Source organism: Stutzerimonas sp. (assembly GCF_982611455.1).
This window is the reverse complement of record NZ_CEXBBO010000003.1, coordinates 117,079-136,455: the sequence shown is the minus strand read 5'-3', so window position 1 is coordinate 136,455 and position 19,377 is coordinate 117,079. Positions and strand designations below refer to the sequence as shown.

The following is a 19,377-nucleotide window of genomic DNA, read 5'->3' as shown; positions in this document are numbered from 1 at the left end:
GTATGTATTACAGCAAAGCTCAGGCAAAAGACTCGCAATACCAGCTCATCGATCAGTACGCGCCGTTGGTCAAGCGCATCGCCTATCACCTCCTGGCGCGGTTGCCAGCGAGTGTGCAGGTGGATGACTTGATGCAGGCGGGCATGATCGGCCTGCTGGAGGCATCAAAAAAATACGACTCCGGCAAAGGCGCGAGCTTCGAGACCTACGCCGGGATTCGCATCCGTGGCGCGATGCTCGACGAGGTCCGCAAGGGCGACTGGGCTCCGCGTTCGGTCCACCGTAACTCGCGTATGGTCAGCGAAGCGATTCGGACAATTGAAGCCAAAACAGGTCGCGACGCTAAAGATCAGGAAGTTGCGGCCGAACTTAAATTGAGTCTCGATGAGTACTACGGCATTCTGGGCGACACCCTGGGCAGCCGCTTGTTCAGCTTCGATGATCTACTTCAGGAAGGCGAACATGGGGAATTCGGGGAGGATGCCGCCAGTGCGCATCCGGAGCCGTCCCGAGATCTTGAAGACGAGCGTTTTCAACAGGCGTTGGCCGAGGCCATCGGAAACCTGCCCGAACGTGAAAAGCTGGTGCTTTCGTTGTATTACGACGAAGAGCTGAATCTGAAGGAGATCGGCCAGGTGTTGGGTGTCAGTGAATCGCGGGTGAGCCAGTTGCACAGTCAGTGCGCGGCGCGCCTGCGTGCTCGCCTCGGTGAGTGGCGCGCCCGTTAAAGGCTGGTTTGCAAAAAAGCATTAGAGGCCCTTACGAGCTTCATTCATGAGGCCCGCAGCAGACCGTGAGCAGGTTCTGGGAATTTCGGGATTACGGAGGTGTACTTGGACAAGAACATGAAAATTCTCATCGTCGATGACTTCTCGACCATGAGACGGATCATCAAGAATCTGTTACGCGATCTAGGCTTCACCAATACCGCAGAGGCAGATGACGGCACGACCGCGCTGCCTATGTTGAAGAGCGGCAGTTTCGATTTCCTCGTCACCGATTGGAACATGCCCGGAATGAGCGGCATCGATCTGCTTCGAGCTGTGCGCGCCGACGATCGCCTGAAGCACCTTCCGGTGCTGATGGTCACCGCCGAAGCCAAGCGCGACCAGATCATCGAGGCCGCGCAGGCGGGCGTAAACGGTTATGTAGTCAAGCCATTCACGGCTCAAGTGCTCAAAGAGAAGATCGAAAAAATCTTCGAGCGCGTCAACGGCTGAAGTAACGCCGCGAGGGCACTATGACGCAAGCAGAACAAAGCCTGGCAGAGTTCGAAGCGACTCTGAGGGCTCATGCACCTCAGTTGATCGAAAGCCTGCAGCAGGGCCGCTTCGACGAAGCGGCGCAGATGTTCAATGAGCTCAATCAGGCCCGCAGTCAAGGGCTCTATCAGGAAGTGGGCAAGCTCACCCGCGAGCTGCATAACGCCATCGTAAAGCTGGAGATGGATACCTGCGCCACGGGCGGTGACCCGTCACCGATTACCGATGCCACCGACAGGCTTTCATATGTGGTGGAGATGACCGAAAAAGCGGCCAACCGCACCATGGATCTGGTCGAAGAGTCCGCGCCGCTGGTGAACTACGTCAGTTACGAAGCGCAGAGTCTGACCGCCGATTGGCAGCGCTTCATGCGCCGTGACATGAACGCCGAGCAGTTCCGCGATCTGGTCAAGCGCATCGATCAATTCCTTCAGCGCACCATGAACGATGGCAGTCAGCTGTCGCAGAATCTCAGCGAAATAATGTTGGCGCAGGACTTTCAAGACCTGACAGGCCAGGTGATCAAGCGGGTAACCCGTCTGATCAGCGAACTCGAAAGCAATCTGCTCAATCTTGTTCTGATGGCCGGGCAGGTCGATCGCGTGGCTGGCATCCAGCATGACCGCGAAGCGATGCGCGCAGAGCAGGAAAAGAAAAAACAAGAAAAAGAGCCTTCCAACGGTGAAGGTCCGCAGATGCATGCCGATATACGTGAGGATGTCGTATCCGGGCAGGACGATGTCGATGATCTGCTTTCGAGCCTGGGCTTTTAGGGGAAGGTGAATATGAGCTTCGACGCCGATGAAGAAATCCTCCAGGACTTCCTGGTGGAAGCCGGCGAGATTCTCGAATTATTGTCAGAGCAGTTGGTGGAGCTGGAAAGCAGCCCCGATGACGCCGCGCTGCTCAATGCGATTTTTCGCGGTTTCCATACGGTAAAAGGTGGTGCCGGCTTTCTCCAACTACACGAATTGGTGGAATGCTGCCACATCGCCGAAAACGTCTTCGACATCCTGCGCAAGGGTGAGCGTCGCGTCGACTCGGAATTGATGGACGTCGTGCTGCAGGCACTGGACACTGTCAACGAAATGTTCACTCAGGTGCGTGAGCGCACCGAGGTCACGCCAGCAACCCCCGAACTGCTCGCTGCGCTGTCGCGTCTGGCTGAGCCTGCCGGTACGGAGGTTCCGGTTGCTGAGCACGCCGCGGTTGAACCGGCGTTGGAAGCCACGACGGCAGATAACGAATTCGAGCAGTTTCTCGGCGCCCTGGATGGTTCTGCTGGTGCGCCGACTGCTGGTGCCGGTGACGAAATCACTGACGACGAATTCGAGTCGCTGCTGGATCAGCTTCATGGCACCGGCCAGTTCGCAGCAGAGCCCAGCGCCGCGCCAGCCGTTCAGATACCTGCCTCACCGGCCAGTGACGAGATTACCGACGACGAATTCGAGGCCTTGCTGGATCAGTTGCATGGCAAGGGTCAATTCGCCGAGCCAGCTGCCGCTGCGCCTGCTGCTGATGCCGCGCCTGCGGCGGCGGGTGGCGATGAGATTACCGATGATGAGTTCGAAGCACTGCTGGATCAGTTGCACGGCAAAGGCAAGTTCGAGCCGGAAGCAACTACTCCAGCCGTAGCAGCTACGCCTGCAGTCAAAAAAGACGCTCCAGCAAAGCCGGCAGTGAAGCCCGCGCCGGGCAAGACGCCTGCAGCACCGGCAAAGGCGGAAGTTGCGCCAAAAGCTTCCGCTGCGTCCGAAAAGCCGCCGAGCGAAGCTGAAACAACCGTGCGGGTCGATACTGCGCGGCTCGATGAAATCATGAACATGGTCGGCGAGCTGGTGCTGGTGCGTAACCGTCTGGTGCGCCTGGGCTCCAATAGCGGCGACGAAGCCATGGCCAAAGCCGTATCCAACCTGGATGTGGTGACCGCCGATCTGCAGAGCGCCGTGATGAAGACGCGCATGCAGCCAATCAAGAAGGTCTTCGGCCGTTTCCCTCGGTTGGTTCGGGATCTGGCGCGTAGCCTCAAGAAAGAGATCAACCTTGAGCTTGTCGGTGAAGAAACCGATCTGGACAAGAATCTGGTGGAAGCGCTGGCCGACCCGCTGGTTCACTTGGTGCGCAACGCTGTCGACCACGGTATCGAGACGCCGGAAGAGCGCGAAGCTGCAGGCAAGCCGCGCACTGGCCGCGTGGTGCTGTCGGCCGAGCAGGAAGGCGATCACATCCTTCTGCTGATCACCGACGACGGTAAAGGCATGGACGCAGACATTCTGCGTGCCAAAGCGGTAGAGAAGGGGTTGCTGGACAAGGATGCAGCCGATCGCCTGAACGATCTGGAGTGCTACAACCTGATCTTCGCGCCGGGCTTCTCCACCAAATCGGAGATCTCCGACGTGTCCGGCCGCGGCGTCGGCATGGACGTGGTCAAGACCAAAATTTCCCAGCTCAACGGCACGGTCAATGTTTTTTCCAACAAAGGCCAGGGCTCGCGGGTAGTGATCAAGGTACCGCTGACGCTGGCGATCATGCCGACCCTGATGGTGATGCTGGGCAATCAGGCGTTCGCTTTCCCACTGGTGAGCGTCAACGAAATATTCCACCTCGACTTGTCCCGGACCAACGTGGTCGATGGCCAGGAAGTGGTGATCGTGCGAGACAAGGCGCTGCCGTTGTTTTATCTCAAACGCTGGCTGGTGCGAGGCGCGGAACATGAAGAACAACGCGAGGGGCATGTGGTGATTCTGAGTGTCGGTAACCAGAGTATCGGCTTCGTCGTCGACCAACTGGTGGGGCAGGAGGAGGTAGTGATCAAGCCGCTGGGCAAGATGTTGCAGGGCACTCCCGGCATGTCTGGCGCGACAATCACTGGCGACGGTCGTATCGCCTTGATCCTCGATGTTCCGAGCATGCTAAAGCGTTACGCGCGCCGGATCTGATCCGCTGGCAGCGGCCCTGATGGAGCCGCTGTCGCTAGGAGTGTTTTATGGCAGTCAAGGTCCTGGTGGTGGACGATTCCGGCTTTTTCCGCCGCCGAGTATCGGAAATCCTTTCTTCAGACCCGAACATCCAAGTGATCGGCACCGCCACCAATGGGCGTGAGGCGATCGATCAGGCGATGGCGTTGAAGCCCGACGTCATCACCATGGATTACGAAATGCCGATGATGGACGGTATCACCGCCGTGCGGCAGATCATGCAGCGTTGCCCGACACCCGTTCTGATGTTTTCTTCGCTTACCCACGAAGGTGCACGAGTGACGCTCGATGCATTGGATGCCGGGGCTGTGGACTTCCTGCCGAAGAATTTTGAAGATATTTCCCGTAATCCCAATAAGGTCAAACAGCTGTTATGCGAGAAGATAAACACGATTTCGCGTAGCAATCGTCGTTTCAGCACTTATTCCAGCGCTCCGACCGCCGCAACTCCAGCAGCCCGTCACGCTACTTCTCCGGCGGGATTGGCATCTGCGGCGCCGATGCCAGCGCATGCCTCAACACCAGCGCCTCGCCGCAAACCGTATCGGCTGGTTGCCATCGGCACCTCCACTGGCGGGCCGGTGGCGCTGCAGCGCGTGCTGACTCAGCTTCCCGCCAGCTTTCCGACACCCATCGTACTGATTCAGCACATGCCTGCGGCTTTCACCAAGGCGTTCGCCGAGCGGCTGGACAAGCTCTGCAAGATCCGCGTAAAGGAAGCCGAAGATGGTGACCTGCTGCGCCCTGGCCTTGCACTGTTGGCGCCCGGTGGCAAGCAGATGATGGTCGACGGGCGTGGTGCGGTGCGCATCCTGCCCGGTGACGAGCGCCTCAATTATCGGCCCTGTGTGGACGTCACGTTCGGCTCCGCCGCCAAAGCTTTCCATGACAAGGTACTGGCGGTCGTGCTCACTGGCATGGGGGCTGACGGCCGTGAAGGCGCGCGCATGCTCAAGCAGTGCGGCAGCCAGGTGTGGGCGCAGGATGAAGCCAGCTGCGTCATCTACGGTATGCCGATGGCGGTGGTGAAGGCCAATCTCAGCGACGCCGTCTATGGCCTCGATGAGATCGGTCAGCACCTGAGCGAGGCCTGCATCTGATGGATGTGCTCAGCCTTATCGGGCTGGTTCTTGCGTTTGTCGCTATCGTCGGGGGTAATTTTCTCGAGGGCGGTCACGTCTCGGCCTTGGTCAACGGGCCGGCCGCCTTGATCGTGCTAGGCGGTACCCTCGGCGCGGTGCTGTTGCAGACGCCGATGTCGGTGTTCATGCGAGCGATGTCGATCATCGGCTGGATCTTTTTTCCGCCGCGCGTGGACATGGCCCGCGGCATCAGCCTGGTCACTGGTTGGAGCGCCACGGCGCGCAAGGAGGGGCTGCTGGGTCTCGAGCCGATCGCCGAAGCCGAGCTCGATCCCTATGCCCGCAAAGGTTTGCAACTGCTGGTCGATGGCGCTGAGCCAGAGGTGATCCGCAGTATTCTCGAGGTTGATCTATACACTCAGGAAACCCGCGATATCCGTGCGGCAAAGGTGTTCGAAAGCATGGGTGGCTATTCGCCTACGGTGGGCATCATCGGTGCGGTGATGGGGTTGATTCACGTGATGGGCAACCTTGCCGATCCTAGCCAGCTGGGCAATGGCATCGCCGTTGCGTTCGTCGCGACCATTTATGGCGTGGCGTTCGCCAACCTGTTGGTGTTGCCGATCGGCAACAAACTCAAGAGCGTGGTACAGAAACAGACCGCCTACCGCGAGATGCTGCTTGAAGGCGTCCTGTCGATTGCCGAAGGGGAAAACCCCCGCTCGATCGAAATGAAGCTGCAAGGCTTCATGGATTGAGAGACGGAAAGCCGACGGCGCGCATTTGTGCCGCTGCGGACACGGGGAATGAACATGGCAGCCGCTGAAAAAACAATCATCATCCGCCAAAGCACTGCCGCCTCGCGCGGGGATATTGTTGTGTCTGATTGCTCGTTAGCGCCGGGAGTGCTCTGATCATGCCTCGGCGCAGGTCCCATGAAGAGCCCGAGAATCACGAACGCTGGCTGGTTTCCTACGCGGATTTCATCACGCTGCTGTTCGCCTTCTTCGTCGTCATGTATTCGATCTCCTCGCTCAATGAGGGCAAGTACAAGATTCTGTCCGATTCGCTGGTGGGTGTTTTCAATCAGCCAGATCGCGCCGTCAAGCCGATCCCCATCGGTGAAGAGCGGCCACACACCACGCAGCCGGATGTATCCCAGGTCGACGAGCCGTCGCAATCGTCGCAGGAACCGATCGATCCCCTGGAAAGCATCATGCACAGCATGCGCGAGGCCTTTGCCGATTTGATCGACTCGAAGCAGCTCACCGTACGGGGTAACGAGCTGTGGATCGAGATCGAACTGAACTCGAGTCTGCTGTTTCCGAGTGGGGATGCGTTACCCAACGACCATGCATTCAATCTACTAGAGAAGGTCGCCGAGATTCTGGCACCGTTCGATAACCCGATTCATGTGGAAGGCTTTACCGATAATCTGCCAATCAGCACGGACAAGTTTCCGACAAATTGGGAGCTCTCCGCTGCCCGTGCCGGCAGTGTCGTGCGGATGCTGGCTGCCGACGGTGTCGATCCGTCGCGACTGGCCGCGGTAGGCTACGGTGAGTTTCAGCCAATCGCGGACAACTCGACCGCGGAGGGCAGGGCGCGCAACCGTCGGGTGATTCTGGTCATTTCGCGTAATTTGGATGTGCGCCGTAGCGTGAGCGGTGTTGGAAGCGGCAATGCACGTACCGTCGGAGCGACGCTACAGTCTGGCACACAAAGTGCAATCGCTTCGGATCGTTAGGTACCGTTGGCGGTATCGTCAATTCTCCGTCGTCGGCCTGGCCGACACACGGCAGTTCCCGGTCTGGTTCGATCCGGATGGATGTGAGTTATGAGAGTCTGGGCTGTAGCCAATCAAAAAGGCGGAGTGGGTAAGACCACCACTTCCATCGCGCTTGCCGGATTGCTGGCCGATTCCGGCAAGCGGGTCGTGACGTTGGATCTCGATCCGCATGGATCGATGACGAGCTATTTCGGTCATGATCCGGATAACCTCGATCGCAGCGTTTTCGATCTGTTCCAGCATCAGGGATCCGTTCCAGAGGGCCTGCCCTGGCAGCTGTTGCTACCAACGAGTCACGAGCGTATTTCGCTGCTGCCGTCGAGCACTGTACTGGCGACGCTGGAGCGACAGTCACCGGGACAGAACGGCCTCGGTCTGGTGATCGCCAAGAGCCTCTCTCAGCTGTGGCAGGATTTCGACTACGCCATCATCGACAGCCCGCCGCTGCTTGGTGTGCTGATGGTCAATGCGCTGGCGGCCAGCCAGCAGCTGGTCATTCCGGTCCAAACCGAATTCCTGGCGCTGAAAGGGCTGGAGCGAATGGTCAGCACGCTTGGCATGATCAACCGATCGCGCAAGCAGGCGTTGCCCTACACCATCGTGCCGACCATGTTCGACAGGCGCACCCAGGCATCGATGAATACCTTGAAGGTTCTGCGTAACGGTTATCAGGCGAATCTTTGGCAGGCGTTCATTCCCATCGACACGCGCTTGCGCGATGCCAGCCTCGCTGGCGTCACGCCTTCGCAGCATGACCCCAACAGCCGCGCGGTGCTTGCATATCGCGCGCTGCTCAAGGCGCTGTTGGCCGCGCAAGCGTCCCCGCAGGTCGCCTGAATGTCGACATACGGGCTTGATCGCGGTTCAAGTTCACCGCGGTTGCGGCCGATAGCCTATCCAGTTGGTTCGCACGAGTTGGTTTCATGAGTCGTACCGTTCTTAAAGAAAGCCGATCGCAACAGACGCTGCAGTCCTATCTCGACGCGCTCTTGCAGGATGCCGTCATGGGTTTGGCCGAATCGGTCAGTCACGACGAATTCCAGGCAGCCGTGATCGAGGAGCAGCAACGCGACATCCAGCGGGTGGTTCCGCTGCGGCAGGTCCAGCCAGAACCGGAGCCCTTGGAGGTTGTGGTGCCGGTGGCCGCGGAGCCGGAGGCACTGCTCGAATTGGAGCCTGAGTCTCCCGCTCCGACGACACCGGCGTTGGTCGAGCCAGTCGCGAAATTCGAGCAACAGGTTCAGTTGCCTGGCGGGCCGTTGAAACACCGGAGCGGCCAACCTCAATGGGGCGAGGAGCCGTTCGAATGCCTGCTGTTCGATGTCGCCGGCCTGACCCTGGCAGTGCCGTTGATCAGCCTTGGCTCGATCTATCCGCTCGCCGGACAGGATCTGACGCCGTTGTTCGGCCAGCCCGATTGGTTTCTCGGCATATTGCCGAGTCAGGCAGGTAACCTGAAAGTGCTGGATACGGCGCGCTGGGTAATGGCCGATCGTTATCGCGACGATTTTCGCGAGGGACTGCAATACGTGATATCGGTACAGGGTTACGAATGGGGGCTGGCGGTGCATCAGGTCAGCCGCTCGATTCGCCTGGACCCACGGGAAATAAAATGGCGCTCGCAGCGCACCCAGCGGCCTTGGCTGGCTGGGACAGTGATCGATCATATGTGTGCGTTGGTGGACGTGGCTGCACTTGCCGAGCTGATCGCCAGTGGTGCGACCCGCCATCTCAAGGGCGTCCCGTCGTAAACGAATTGAACAACCAAGGGTGCGCGCAAGCGGCCCGAGTAACCGAAAGAATCGACCGCCACAGCGGTTTTGAAGAGGGTGGGCTATGAAGACGACTTCCGCACAAGGTTCCGAAGATCCGGTCCTGCAATGGGTAACCTTCCGTCTGGATAATGAGACCTACGGCATCAATGTGATGCAGGTTCAGGAAGTGTTGCGCTATACCGAAATTGCACCGGTGCCGGGTGCACCGAGCTACGTGCTTGGGATCATCAACCTGCGCGGCAATGTGGTCACCGTGATCGATACGCGCCAGCGCTTCGGCCTTGAAGCGGCGCCGGTGTCGGACAACACGCGGATCGTGATCATCGAGGCGGACCGCCAGGTGATCGGGATTCTGGTCGACAGTGTCGCCGAGGTGGTCTACCTGCGGCAGTCGGAGATCGAAACCGCGCCCAACGTTGGTAACGACGAGTCGGCGAAGTTTATCCAGGGCGTTTGCAACAAGAACAACGAGCTGCTGATTCTGGTCGAACTGGACAAGATGATGAGCGAAGAAGAATGGGCGGAACTTGAGAGTATCTGATACATGATCGCGTCGCTGGTTGCGGCGGTCGTCGCGCTTGCCTTGTGCTGCCTGGCATTGCTGGGCTGCTGCATCTGGCTGTTCCGGCGCCAGGGGCAGCAGGCTCAACTGCAAGCGCACCAGGACGCGATCCGTGATAAACGACTCAAGGAGCTCAGCGCCCGTCTGGACACTTATCTGGAAGGCAGCGTGCGGATGGGCAAAAATTTGCATGAGCTGTCACGAATCGTTGCACCGCTGCCAGAAAAGCTCAGTCAGATCGAGCAGCGCGATCCGAACAACTTCTCCTTCTCCCAGGCCGCCAAGCTGGTCGGTATGGGTGCCAGCGTCGATGATCTGACGCAATCCTGCGGTCTTTCCCAGTCTGAAGCCGAATTGATGAGCAAGCTGCATCAGGCACGGCGTAACCCCGGTTAGTTGCACGTTCGTTTCATCGCTTCTGCCACCCATTTTGTGACGTATGCCTGGCCGGTTGGCTGTGCCACGGAACGTTGTAATCGTTGCTCCCTCCAATACATACAAGGCTTCGCCCGTGTCCGGTGCGGGTCCGTGCCCGGTTTCGGGCCAGGAGGGTGTGATGCTGCGCATTCTGATGCTGTTTCTGCTGGCGAGCCCAGCCTGGCTTTGTGCGGCGGAAGCGCCGACGGAAGTCGAAGGTGCGATGACCATTAACGTTTACCAGGCTAAACAGCTTCACGAGCTTGGTGCGGTATTCATCGATGTGCGCCCACGTCGCGAGTGGGGCTGGGGTCACGTCGAAGGTGCGGTACATATGGATCTTGCCCAGGAGTTTTTCGGGCTGTCGCGCCTCGACTGGCCGAGAACCGTCCCGTTGGTGGTCTATTGCGATAGCGAGGTCTGTCCTGCCAGCGCGGCGGCCGCTCGCCTCGCCGTCACCTGGGGCTATGAGCAGGTCTTCTACTTTCGACAGGGCTACTTCGCCTGGGTGCTGCAGGATTTTCCGCAGGAAAAAGGTAGGTTCAGCGGTGTCACGACGCTGAACGCTCAGGCCCATTGAGGCGGGGAATCGGCGGCGAGGCCTGCTGCTCCGTAAAACCTTGCGGGCATTTCCCCTTCAGATACCAGGCAAACGCGATGATCTCGGCGATGGTGCGGTACAGCGCCTCGGGTATTGCATCGCCGAGCTCCAGTCGCGCCAGCAGCTTTACCAGTTCGGCATTTTCGTAGATCGGCACTTCATGTTCGCGGGCGATCGCCAGTATCGCTTCGGCCAACTCATCGTCGCCCTTGGCTGAAAGGGTTGGCGTGCTTACCCCATCGTAGGTGAGCGCGATGGCCTGACGTGGTGTGTTGGCTGTCATGCGGTTTCGTCCACGAAGCGTTGATCCAGCGAGGTGCGAGGCCCCTGTGGTGGCGTGCCCCGGCGGCAAGCCAGTTCGCCGACATTCAACCCGGCCGAGACCAGTCGCTGGCGCAGGTGGTCGAGTTCCGCCGAGATCAGTTTGGCGGTGCCGCTGTGCTCTGCCCATATTTGACTCGATAGGCTGCCATGCGCCAGCTGTGCCTGGACCTGCAGCGGGCCCAGGGGTGCGACGTCAAATGCGAGTTCGACTTTCCAGAGGGTTTCCGGTTTTTCCTTGCGATTGTGCTGAGGTTCTTCTTCGCGTTGCAGTTTTACCTGTAGCGGGACGATATTGTGCTGATCACGCATCGGCACCTCGATCTGCCAGGTGGTGACCTGCGTCCCGTCCGGGCTGGTTTGGGTTTGCGCGAGGCTGGACAGCTGATGCGTCTGCAATCGTGAAACGGCCGCAGCTGCGAGTTTCAGCAGCATTTCCAGGTCGGCCTCGCCGTCGGCATTCAGCGGCAGCCGGCTCGGCAGTGGAAAGCTTTGCGCCAGTTGACGAGCGTTCGGCTGTCCCAACGCACCCAGGGCGTTGCGGGCAAAGGCAGGCAATGCCTGACCCAGGGTTGCGCCCGCCTGAGCGTTAGCCAGCGGCCCGCCGGGCAGTCCTGGCAATTGCGCGATCAGGCGGAGTAGGGTCGCTTTCATGTCTGCCGTCAAATTGCCGGTCTGACCGCTCAGCAGGCTTCCTTCCAGGAATACACCGCTCCGAACCAATGCCTGTGCCAATGTCTTGGCATCGCCCAACTGTTGCATGTCCGGGACCAAACCGAGCAACCGCTCGGCGGCGCCGCGCAACTGCTCGGGTAGTGCGGAGCCGGATGAGAGTGCGCTTAGCAGTCCTTCGAGCGAGCCTTGGCGACTATTCTGTGCCGTCAGTTGCTGGCCCAGCACTAGCTGATCGAGACGCCCGCTCAGCGGCATGAACGCCAGCGATTGATCGCCTTGGACGCGAGCCGTGATCAGGCTACCCGGCGCAAGCGGTATGGCTGATTCGATGTTCAGCTTCTGGCCGGCAAGCGGCGAGTTGAGCAGGCTGATCACGGTTTTGAATACGGTTTGTCCAGCCTGCTGGACCTGCTGACTGACCGTAACTTTTCCCTGTACGACCGTGCCGACCGGCAGTTGGTCGAGATCGATGCTGCTCTGGGGCTGCCGGTTGCCTGGCTGCAGTGTGGCTAGAAGGCGAATGTCGGAAACCGCGGTAACGAGCATCGCTGCTCCAGGCGCGGCTGCTTTGGAGCTGCCGGCCTCGACCGTCGCCTGCCGTCCGTTGTTCAGCGTCAGGCGCAGCGTCATCTGAAAGGTTTGTAGCGCTTCCTTGATACTGATGATCTCGGCCTCAGCGCTTTCCCCAGCAGCCAGCAATCCCTGCATTGGCTGCAGCAGCTTCAACGCCATGTCGGCCGTCGTGGTAATCGGTCGAGACGGGCCGGAAGCGGGGATTGCCTGGGTACTTTTGATCTCAGTCATTTTTACTCAAATGCTCTTACAACCTTTCGCCTTTGTGGTCTTTGGTGCCGGGGCTCGCCATGTATAATTCCGGCCGCCCGGTTTGCCGTCCATTGTAGCGGCCGCGCTCCTTTCATCTTGAGGTGTCCATAGCGTGTCCAGTCCCTTTCTAGAAGCTGTGGCGCTTTCCTGCGAACGGGATTGGCGCCTCTTGTTCGAGAGGTTAGACCTGCGGATCGCCAAAGGGGAAATGTTGCAGATCGCCGGACCCAACGGCAGCGGCAAAACCAGCCTGCTGCGGTTGCTCTCAGGTCTGATGCAACCGACCGCGGGTGAGGTACTACTCAATGGCCGCGGGCTCGAAAGCCAGCGCGGAGAGCTGGCCCGCAATCTTCTTTGGATCGGTCACGCCGCGGGTATTAAGGGACTGCTCAGCGCCGAAGAAAACCTCACTTGGCTATGCGCGCTGCATCAGCCTGCGACGCGCGACGTCATCTGGCAAGCGCTCGATGCGGTGGGGTTGCGCGGCTTCGAGGACGTGCCGTGCCATACGCTTTCTGCGGGCCAGCAACGACGTGTCGGTCTGGCCCGGCTGTATCTGTCGCCGCCGCCTTTGTGGATCCTCGACGAACCTTTCACCGCGCTGGACAAGCATGGCGTGACTCAACTCGAACGCCATCTGGCGGCCCACTGCGAGCAAGGTGGCATGGTCGTGCTGACGACCCATCATTCGCTTACCCACAAGCCGGCGAGCTTCCGAGAAATTGACCTGGGGCAGCGGGCTGCATGAGTAATGTCTTCACTTTGCTATTGGCTCGCGAAGCCCGTCTTCTATTCCGCCGTCCTGCCGAACTGGCAAATCCGCTGGTGTTCTTCGCCATCGTCATCGCCTTGTTCCCATTGGCGGTCGGCCCCGAGTCGCAATTACTACAGACGATTTCGCCGGGGCTGGTCTGGGTGGCTGCCTTGTTAGCCGTACTGCTTTCGCTGGATGGGCTGTTCCGCAGCGACTTCGAAGACGGTTCGCTCGAACAGTGGGTCGTTTCGCCGCACCCATTAGCACTTCTGGTGCTCGCCAAGGTACTGGCACACTGGGCGTTTTCAGGCTTGGCGCTGGTTCTGCTGGCGCCACTGCTGGGACTCATGCTGGGAATGCCGTTGAGCGTGCTGCCCGTGCTACTGGTGTCGCTGCTGCTGGGCACGCCGATACTCAGTCTGCTCGGCGCCGTTGGTGCGGCATTGACCGTTGGTCTCAAGCGTGGCGGCTTGCTGCTGGCTCTGCTCATTCTCCCGCTCTATATCCCTGTTCTTATTCTGGGCAGCGGGGCGCTGCAGGCAGCGTTACAGGGGCTGCCTGCTATTGGTCACCTATTATGGCTTTCCAGCCTGACTGCCCTTGCAGTTACCCTGACACCCTTTGCGATAGCGGCCGGCCTGAAGATCAGCGTCGGTGAATAATGGACTGCATGATGGCTCTATCTGATAGCAGAATACGCGCCGCCACTGCGAGGCAGGCACTATGAACTGGACATGGTTCCACAAGCTGGGTTCGCCCAAATGGTTCTACGAAATCAGTAGCCGCTGGATGCCTTGGCTGGCTTGGGCGGCGCTGTTGCTGATCAGCGTTGGCGTGGTTTGGGGGCTGGCATTTGCGCCGCAGGATTACCAGCAGGGCAATAGCTTCCGCATCATCTACATTCATGTGCCCGCGGCGTTTCTCGCTCAGTCGATTTACGTGATGCTGGCCGTGGCGGGTGTGGTCGGTCTGGTATGGAAGATGAAGCTGGCCGATGTCGCGTTGCAGCAGGCTGCGCCCATCGGCGCCTGGATGACTTTCATCGCGCTGCTAACCGGTGCGGTATGGGGCAAGCCGACCTGGGGCGCCTGGTGGGTATGGGATGCGCGGCTCACATCGATGCTGATTCTGCTGTTTCTATATTTCGGCATCATTGCGCTCGGCCAGGCTATCAGTAATCGTGACAGCGCGGCGAAGGCCTGCGCGGTGCTGTCCATCGTCGGGGTGGTAAACATTCCGATCATCAAATACTCTGTGGAGTGGTGGAACACCCTTCATCAGCCTGCCACGTTTACCGTCACTGAAAAACCCGCCATGCCTGCGGAGATGTGGCTACCGCTCCTGGTGATGGTGTTGGGCTTCTACTGTTTCTTCGCGCTGGTGCTGCTGATGCGCATGCGCCTCGAAGTGTTGCGCCGTGAATCACGAAGCAACTGGGTCAAGGCTGAAGTGAAAGCGCTGGTGGGCAAGGCATCATGAATTTCTCGTCGTTTTCCGAATTCATCGCCATGGGTAACCACGGCCTGTATGTCTGGACGTCCTATGGCGTCAGCCTGGTTGTCCTGATTTTGAACGTGGCGCTGCCGATCATGGCGCGTCGGCGTTACCTGCAAGACGAGGCGCGCCGTTTGCGCCGGGAGGAAATGAAGTGAATCCTGTGCGCAAGAAGCGTCTGTTTATCGTGTTGGCCATCCTGGCCGGCGTAGGCATTGCGGTGTCACTGGCGTTATCTGCGCTGCAAGAGAACATCAATCTTTTTTACACACCGACTCAGATTGCCGCGGGCGAAGCACCGGAAGGCACACGCATCCGTGCGGGCGGCATGGTCGAAGAAGGCTCGGTACAACGCAGCAACGATTCGCTGACGGTATCTTTTCGTGTCACCGACTATGCCGAAGCGGTCACCATCCAATACCAGGGGATTCTTCCTGACCTGTTTCGCGAAGGGCAGGGGATCGTCGCCTTGGGACGTGTGAATGCGGATGGAGTGCTGGTCGCTGACGAAGTGCTGGCCAAGCACGACGAAAATTACATGCCGCCTGAAGTGGCCGCTGCGCTTGAAAAAAGCGGCAAAAGCAAGCCCTACGGTGGTAGCGAGCAGGAGTACGCGAAATGATCCCCGAGCTCGGCCATTTGGCGATGATTCTGGCGCTGTGCCTGGCACTCGTGCAGGGCACGCTTCCGTTGATTGGCGCCTGGCGCGGTGACCATCGATGGATGGGCTTGGCCCAGCCGGCGGCGTGGGGACAGTTTTCCTTCCTGGCGTTTTCCTTCGCCTGCCTCACTTACGCTTTCATGGTGGATGATTTCTCGGTCGCCTATGTCGCGCAGAACTCCAACAGCGCCTTGCCCTGGTATTACAAATTCAGCGCTGTGTGGGGCGCGCATGAGGGCTCGTTGCTGCTCTGGGCGTTCATTCTTTCGGCCTGGACGTTCGCGGTATCGATTTTCTCCCGTCAGTTGCCTGAAGACATGCTGGCTCGGGTCTTGGGTGTGATGGGGCTGATCAGCATCGGGTTCCTGCTATTTCTGATTGTCACCTCCAATCCATTCGAACGCCTGCTGCCGCAGGCGCCGATGGACGGACGTGACCTCAATCCCTTGCTTCAGGACTTCGGCTTGGTCGTACACCCGCCGATGCTCTATATGGGCTATGTCGGTTTCTCGGTGGCTTTCTCGTTTGCCATCGCCGCGCTGCTTGGCGGCCGTTTGGATGCCGCCTGGGCACGCTGGTCGCGTCCCTGGACGCTGATTGCCTGGGCCTTCTTGGGTACGGGTATCGCGCTGGGCTCCTGGTGGGCTTATTACGAGCTGGGCTGGGGCGGCTGGTGGTTCTGGGATCCAGTGGAGAACGCGTCCTTCATGCCCTGGCTCGTGGGTACGGCGCTGATTCATTCGCTGGCGGTAACGGAAAAGCGCGGTGTGTTCAAAAGCTGGACGGTACTGCTCGCGATTGCCGCATTCTCGCTCAGCTTGCTGGGCACCTTCCTGGTTCGCTCCGGTGTGCTGACATCGGTTCACGCCTTCGCCACCGATCCGGCGCGCGGCGTCTTCATTCTGGCGTTTCTGCTGTTGGTGGTGGGTGGTTCGTTGACCCTGTTCGCACTACGCGCGCCCGTGGTGAAGAGTCAGATCGGTTTCGGCCTGTGGTCGCGGGAAACGCTGCTGCTGGTCAATAACCTACTGCTGGTGGTCGCGACCGCAATGATCCTGCTGGGTACGCTGTATCCGCTGTTGCTCGATGCTTTGTCCGATACCAAACTTTCGGTTGGACCTCCTTACTTCAACGCCATGTTCCTGCCGCTCGTTGGTGCCCTGATGCTCGCGCTTGGCGTGGGTATTCTGGTGCGCTGGAAAGACACGCCGGTGAAATGGTTGATGGGCATGCTGACACCGGTACTGATGACCAGCGCTGTCCTTGGCGGGTTGGGCTCGATGGTCTTCGGCGACTTCCATTGGGCTGTGCTGGCTGTCTGTCTGCTCGCCGCCTGGGTCGTAGCGGCTGGGGTTCGCGACATACTCGACAAGACCCGCCACAAGGGTCTGATAAAAGGTGTTCGCAGCCTGGCGCCGAGCTATTGGGGTATGCAACTGGCGCATTTCGGGCTGGTGGTTTGCGCGTTGGGTGTGGTGCTGACGAGCCAGCAGAGCGATGAGCGCGATCTGCGCCTGGCGCCGGGGGAATCGCTGCAGCTGGGCGGTTACAGCTTCGTCTTTGACGGCGCCAAGCATTTCGAGGGGCCGAACTTCACGTCCGACAAAGGCACGATTCGCGTATTCGATGGCGATGAGCAGGTCGCGACATTGCATCCAGAGAAGCGCCTCTACACCGTGCAGCAGATGCCGATGACCGAAGCAGGCATTGATGCCGGTTTTACCCGTGACCTCTATGTGGCGCTGGGCGAGCCGCTGGAAGACGGTGCCTGGGCGGTGCGGGTACATATCAAGCCGTTCGTGCGCTGGATCTGGCTGGGCGCGTTGTTGATGTCTCTGGGCGGCGTTCTCTCGGTCAGTGACAAGCGCTACCGGGTCAAAGTCAGGACCCGCGTCCGCGAGACGCTTGGTTTGGCCCAGCAAGGAGCCTGAAATGAAAAGATTGCTGATGTTGCTGCCGCTGGTGCTCTTTCTAGTCGTCGCCGTGTTTCTCTATCGCGGCTTGTTCCTGGACCCGACGGAGCTTCCGTCGGCGCTGATCGGCAAGCCGCTTCCGTCGTTCTCTCTGCCCTCGGTCGAGGATCCGCAGCGGTTGATCAGCGCGCAGGACATCAAAGGCAAACCGGCGCTCGTTAACGTCTGGGCGACCTGGTGCGTGGCTTGCAAGGTAGAGCATCCTGTGCTCAACAAGCTCGCAGCGCAGGGCGTGAATATTTATGGGGTCAACTACAAGGACGACAATGCCGCTGCCCAGAAATGGCTCCGGGATTTCCATGATCCCTATCAGCTGAACATTCGTGACGAGCAGGGCAGCCTTGGCCTGGATCTGGGCGTGTACGGCGCTCCTGAAACGTTCATCGTCGACAAGCAGGGGATCATCCGTCACAAGTACGTCGGTGTGATCGACGAGCGCGTCTGGCGCGAGAAGCTTGCCGCGCTTTATCAGGAACTGGTGGACGAATGAGACAGTTGATCCGGGGCGTTCTGCTGGTGCTGTGTCTGGTTGGCAGCGCGCACGCGGCGATCGATGCGTACGAATTCAAGAGCGAAGCTGAACGAGAGCGCTACCGTACATTGGTCGAGGAGCTGCGCTGCCCTAAATGCCAGAACCAGAACATTGCTGATTCCAACGCGCCCATTGCCATGGATCTACGGCGTGAAATCTACCGCATGCTGGAAGACGGGCAGAGCAACGAGCAAATCGTCGATTATCTCGTCGCGCGCTATGGCGACTTCGTGCGCTACAAGCCACCCGTCAACGCCAAGACATTCGTGCTCTGGTACGGCCCGATAGCGTTGCTGGCACTCGGATTCGGCGTGCTGGCATTCATTTTGGTGCGCCGCCGCCGCGGGGCGGATGCCAACGCGGCGAACATCCTTTCCGAGGCCGAGCGAGAGCGCCTCGCCATGTTGCTGGATAAAAAACAACCATGATCGATTTCTGGATAGGTGCCGGCCTGCTGTTGTTGGCTGCCCTGGCGTTCCTTCTGCTTCCCTTGTTGCGGGGGCGTCGAGTGCAGGCGGAAGAGGACAGGACTGCTCTGAACGTCGCGCTGTATGAAGAGCGGCTTGATGAACTGGCCGTACAGCAATCTGCCGGAATCCTTACGCTGGAGCAGTTCGAGGGCGCGCGCGCCGACGCGGCGCGCGAACTGCTCGATGACACCGAGGGCGGCGATACGCGGCGCAGCAGCAGTCTGGGCCGGGCCATTCCGCTGATCGCCGCGATTCTGGTACCGCTGCTCGGCTATGGTCTGTACATGTATTGGGGCGCGAGCGACAAGTTGGCACTGGCGCGCGAGTTCGCGGTGCAACCTAAATCCATGGAGGAGGCGACGTCGAGGCTGGAGCGGGCGGTGAAGGCGCAACCCGAATCCGCTGAGGCGTGGTATTTCCTTGCCCGGACCTACATGCGTCAGGAGCGCCCCGCCGATGCGGCCGCCGCTTATGCGCAGCTCATCGAGGTGGCTGGCCGTCAGCCGGAGCTGCTCGGGCAATGGGCTCAGGCGCTGTATTTCGCCGAGGGTCGTCAGTGGACGGAGCAGATGCAGCAGCTCACCGACGAGGCGCTGAAAGGCGATCCCCACGAGGTCACCAGCCTCGGCTTGCTGGGCATCGCTGCGTTTGAAAATGAACGCTTCCAGGAAGCCATAGGTTTCTGGGAGCGCCTGGTTGCCACATTGCCGGCGCAAGACCCGTCGCGTCAGGCTATTCAGTCCGGCATCGCCCGCGCTCGCGAACAACTCGGCGAATCAGCTTCCGCGAGTGTGGCGGAACCTGCTGGCGAGACAGCCGCTGTGGCCAGCTCCGGCCTGACGGTTGATGTTCGCCTGGATGCTGCTCTGACCGATGAGGTGCTGCCTACCGATACGGTGTTCGTCTTCGCTCGTGCGGTTTCCGGCCCGCCGATGCCGTTGGCGGTGAAACGTCTGACGGTGGCTGATCTGCCTGCGACGGTCAATTTGAGCGATGCCGATGCAATGACTCCGCAGCTCCGATTGTCCAACTTCGAGCAAGTCAGACTGTATGCCCGCATTTCCCGCAGCGGGGATGCCACTCGCGGCGAGTGGAAGGGCCGCAGTGAGCCGCTGGCGTTGGGCAACGACGGCACGGTCAGGCTGACAATCGACCAACCTGAAACGCCCTGACCGCAGGCGGGGCGGCTACGAGGCGAGTAATGAT

General features: G+C 59.7%; 23 protein-coding genes. 21 read left to right on the top strand and 2 right to left on the bottom strand.

Annotated elements, in window-relative coordinates; translation table 11 throughout:
- The first annotated feature begins 2 nt into the window (after positions 1-2).
- The 12 genes from fliA (at position 3) to AC2LD7_RS02975 (ending at position 10,445) form a co-directional block, all read left to right on the top strand.
- A complete protein-coding gene (fliA, locus tag AC2LD7_RS03030) occupies positions 3-728 on the top strand; it encodes an RNA polymerase sigma factor FliA (protein WP_484596378.1) in 726 nt (241 codons plus the stop codon).
- A gap of 117 nt (positions 729-845) precedes the next feature.
- Entirely contained in the window at positions 846-1,220 is a 375-nt protein-coding gene (locus tag AC2LD7_RS03025; RefSeq protein ID WP_243604701.1) for a chemotaxis response regulator CheY, read from the top strand.
- Positions 1,221-1,240: 20 nt separating this feature from the next.
- Positions 1,241-2,035 carry a protein phosphatase CheZ gene (locus AC2LD7_RS03020; RefSeq protein WP_484596377.1) on the top strand — a complete coding sequence of 265 codons (795 nt, stop codon included), beginning with the start codon at positions 1,241-1,243 and terminating at the stop codon, positions 2,033-2,035.
- A 12-nt stretch (positions 2,036-2,047) separates the two neighbouring features.
- Positions 2,048-4,201 (top strand): chemotaxis protein CheW, encoded by a 2,154-nt coding sequence (locus AC2LD7_RS03015; RefSeq protein WP_484596376.1) that lies wholly within the window; start codon positions 2,048-2,050, stop codon positions 4,199-4,201.
- A 47-nt stretch (positions 4,202-4,248) separates the two neighbouring features.
- Positions 4,249-5,340 (top strand): protein-glutamate methylesterase/protein-glutamine glutaminase, encoded by a 1,092-nt coding sequence (locus AC2LD7_RS03010; RefSeq protein ID WP_484596375.1) that lies wholly within the window; start codon positions 4,249-4,251, stop codon positions 5,338-5,340.
- Complete coding sequence (locus AC2LD7_RS03005) at positions 5,340-6,080, top strand: flagellar motor protein (protein ID WP_484596374.1); 741 nt, start codon at positions 5,340-5,342, stop codon at positions 6,078-6,080. The genes AC2LD7_RS03010 and AC2LD7_RS03005 overlap by 1 nt, the downstream gene beginning before the upstream one ends.
- 158 nt (positions 6,081-6,238) lie before the next feature.
- A complete protein-coding gene (gene motD, locus AC2LD7_RS03000; RefSeq protein ID WP_484596373.1) occupies positions 6,239-7,069 on the top strand; it encodes a flagellar motor protein MotD in 831 nt (276 codons plus the stop codon).
- A 90-nt stretch (positions 7,070-7,159) separates the two neighbouring features.
- Positions 7,160-7,948, top strand: coding sequence for a ParA family protein (locus AC2LD7_RS02995; protein ID WP_484596372.1), 789 nt, complete (start codon positions 7,160-7,162; stop codon positions 7,946-7,948).
- Between the two features lie 86 nt (positions 7,949-8,034).
- Positions 8,035-8,862, top strand: a complete 828-nt coding sequence (locus tag AC2LD7_RS02990) for a CheW domain-containing protein (protein ID WP_484596371.1) — start codon at positions 8,035-8,037, stop codon at positions 8,860-8,862.
- A gap of 85 nt (positions 8,863-8,947) precedes the next feature.
- A complete protein-coding gene (locus AC2LD7_RS02985) occupies positions 8,948-9,427 on the top strand; it encodes a chemotaxis protein CheW (RefSeq protein ID WP_484596370.1) in 480 nt (159 codons plus the stop codon).
- 3 nt (positions 9,428-9,430) lie between these two features.
- Positions 9,431-9,844 (top strand): DUF2802 domain-containing protein, encoded by a 414-nt coding sequence (locus AC2LD7_RS02980; RefSeq protein WP_484596369.1) that lies wholly within the window; start codon positions 9,431-9,433, stop codon positions 9,842-9,844.
- A 160-nt stretch (positions 9,845-10,004) separates the two neighbouring features.
- Positions 10,005-10,445, top strand: coding sequence for a rhodanese-like domain-containing protein (locus tag AC2LD7_RS02975; RefSeq protein ID WP_484596368.1), 441 nt, complete (start codon positions 10,005-10,007; stop codon positions 10,443-10,445).
- On the opposite strand, the gene AC2LD7_RS02970 is transcribed toward AC2LD7_RS02975, so the two are convergent.
- Both AC2LD7_RS02970 and fliK read right to left on the bottom strand, forming a co-directional pair.
- On the bottom strand, positions 10,417-10,749 hold the full coding sequence (locus AC2LD7_RS02970) for an EscU/YscU/HrcU family type III secretion system export apparatus switch protein (RefSeq protein ID WP_484596367.1): 333 nt from the start codon (positions 10,747-10,749) through the stop codon (positions 10,417-10,419). The two genes, AC2LD7_RS02975 and AC2LD7_RS02970, sit on opposite strands and share 29 nt — an antisense overlap.
- Positions 10,746-12,266, bottom strand: coding sequence for a flagellar hook-length control protein FliK (fliK, locus tag AC2LD7_RS02965; protein WP_484596366.1), 1,521 nt, complete (start codon positions 12,264-12,266; stop codon positions 10,746-10,748). The genes AC2LD7_RS02970 and fliK overlap by 4 nt, the downstream gene beginning before the upstream one ends.
- A gap of 133 nt (positions 12,267-12,399) precedes the next feature.
- Here fliK and ccmA point away from each other — a divergent pair, with 133 nt between their 5' ends.
- The 9 genes from ccmA to ccmI all read left to right on the top strand — a co-directional run bounded on the left by ccmA (position 12,400) and on the right by ccmI (position 19,343).
- Positions 12,400-13,035, top strand: coding sequence for a cytochrome c biogenesis heme-transporting ATPase CcmA (ccmA, locus tag AC2LD7_RS02960; protein ID WP_484596365.1), 636 nt, complete (start codon positions 12,400-12,402; stop codon positions 13,033-13,035).
- On the top strand, positions 13,032-13,703 hold the full coding sequence (gene ccmB / locus AC2LD7_RS02955; protein WP_484596364.1) for a heme exporter protein CcmB: 672 nt from the start codon (positions 13,032-13,034) through the stop codon (positions 13,701-13,703). The genes ccmA and ccmB overlap by 4 nt, the downstream gene beginning before the upstream one ends.
- A gap of 61 nt (positions 13,704-13,764) precedes the next feature.
- A complete protein-coding gene (locus tag AC2LD7_RS02950; RefSeq protein ID WP_484596363.1) occupies positions 13,765-14,520 on the top strand; it encodes a heme ABC transporter permease in 756 nt (251 codons plus the stop codon).
- Positions 14,517-14,693 carry a heme exporter protein CcmD gene (ccmD, locus tag AC2LD7_RS02945; protein WP_484596362.1) on the top strand — a complete coding sequence of 59 codons (177 nt, stop codon included), beginning with the start codon at positions 14,517-14,519 and terminating at the stop codon, positions 14,691-14,693. The genes AC2LD7_RS02950 and ccmD overlap by 4 nt, the downstream gene beginning before the upstream one ends.
- Positions 14,690-15,157, top strand: a complete 468-nt coding sequence (ccmE, locus tag AC2LD7_RS02940; protein WP_484596361.1) for a cytochrome c maturation protein CcmE — start codon at positions 14,690-14,692, stop codon at positions 15,155-15,157. Before ccmD ends, ccmE begins: the two co-directional genes overlap by 4 nt.
- The gene (locus tag AC2LD7_RS02935; RefSeq protein WP_484596360.1) at positions 15,154-17,127 is read left to right on the top strand and encodes a heme lyase CcmF/NrfE family subunit; all 1,974 of its coding nucleotides are present in this window, start codon (positions 15,154-15,156) and stop codon (positions 17,125-17,127) included. The genes ccmE and AC2LD7_RS02935 overlap by 4 nt, the downstream gene beginning before the upstream one ends.
- Position 17,128: 1 nt before the next feature.
- The gene (locus AC2LD7_RS02930) at positions 17,129-17,659 is read left to right on the top strand and encodes a DsbE family thiol:disulfide interchange protein (RefSeq protein ID WP_484596359.1); all 531 of its coding nucleotides are present in this window, start codon (positions 17,129-17,131) and stop codon (positions 17,657-17,659) included.
- Complete coding sequence (locus AC2LD7_RS02925; protein ID WP_484596358.1) at positions 17,656-18,129, top strand: cytochrome c-type biogenesis protein; 474 nt, start codon at positions 17,656-17,658, stop codon at positions 18,127-18,129. The genes AC2LD7_RS02930 and AC2LD7_RS02925 overlap by 4 nt, the downstream gene beginning before the upstream one ends.
- A complete protein-coding gene (gene ccmI, locus AC2LD7_RS02920) occupies positions 18,126-19,343 on the top strand; it encodes a c-type cytochrome biogenesis protein CcmI (protein WP_484596357.1) in 1,218 nt (405 codons plus the stop codon). Before AC2LD7_RS02925 ends, ccmI begins: the two co-directional genes overlap by 4 nt.
- Positions 19,344-19,377: the final 34 nt, after the last annotated feature.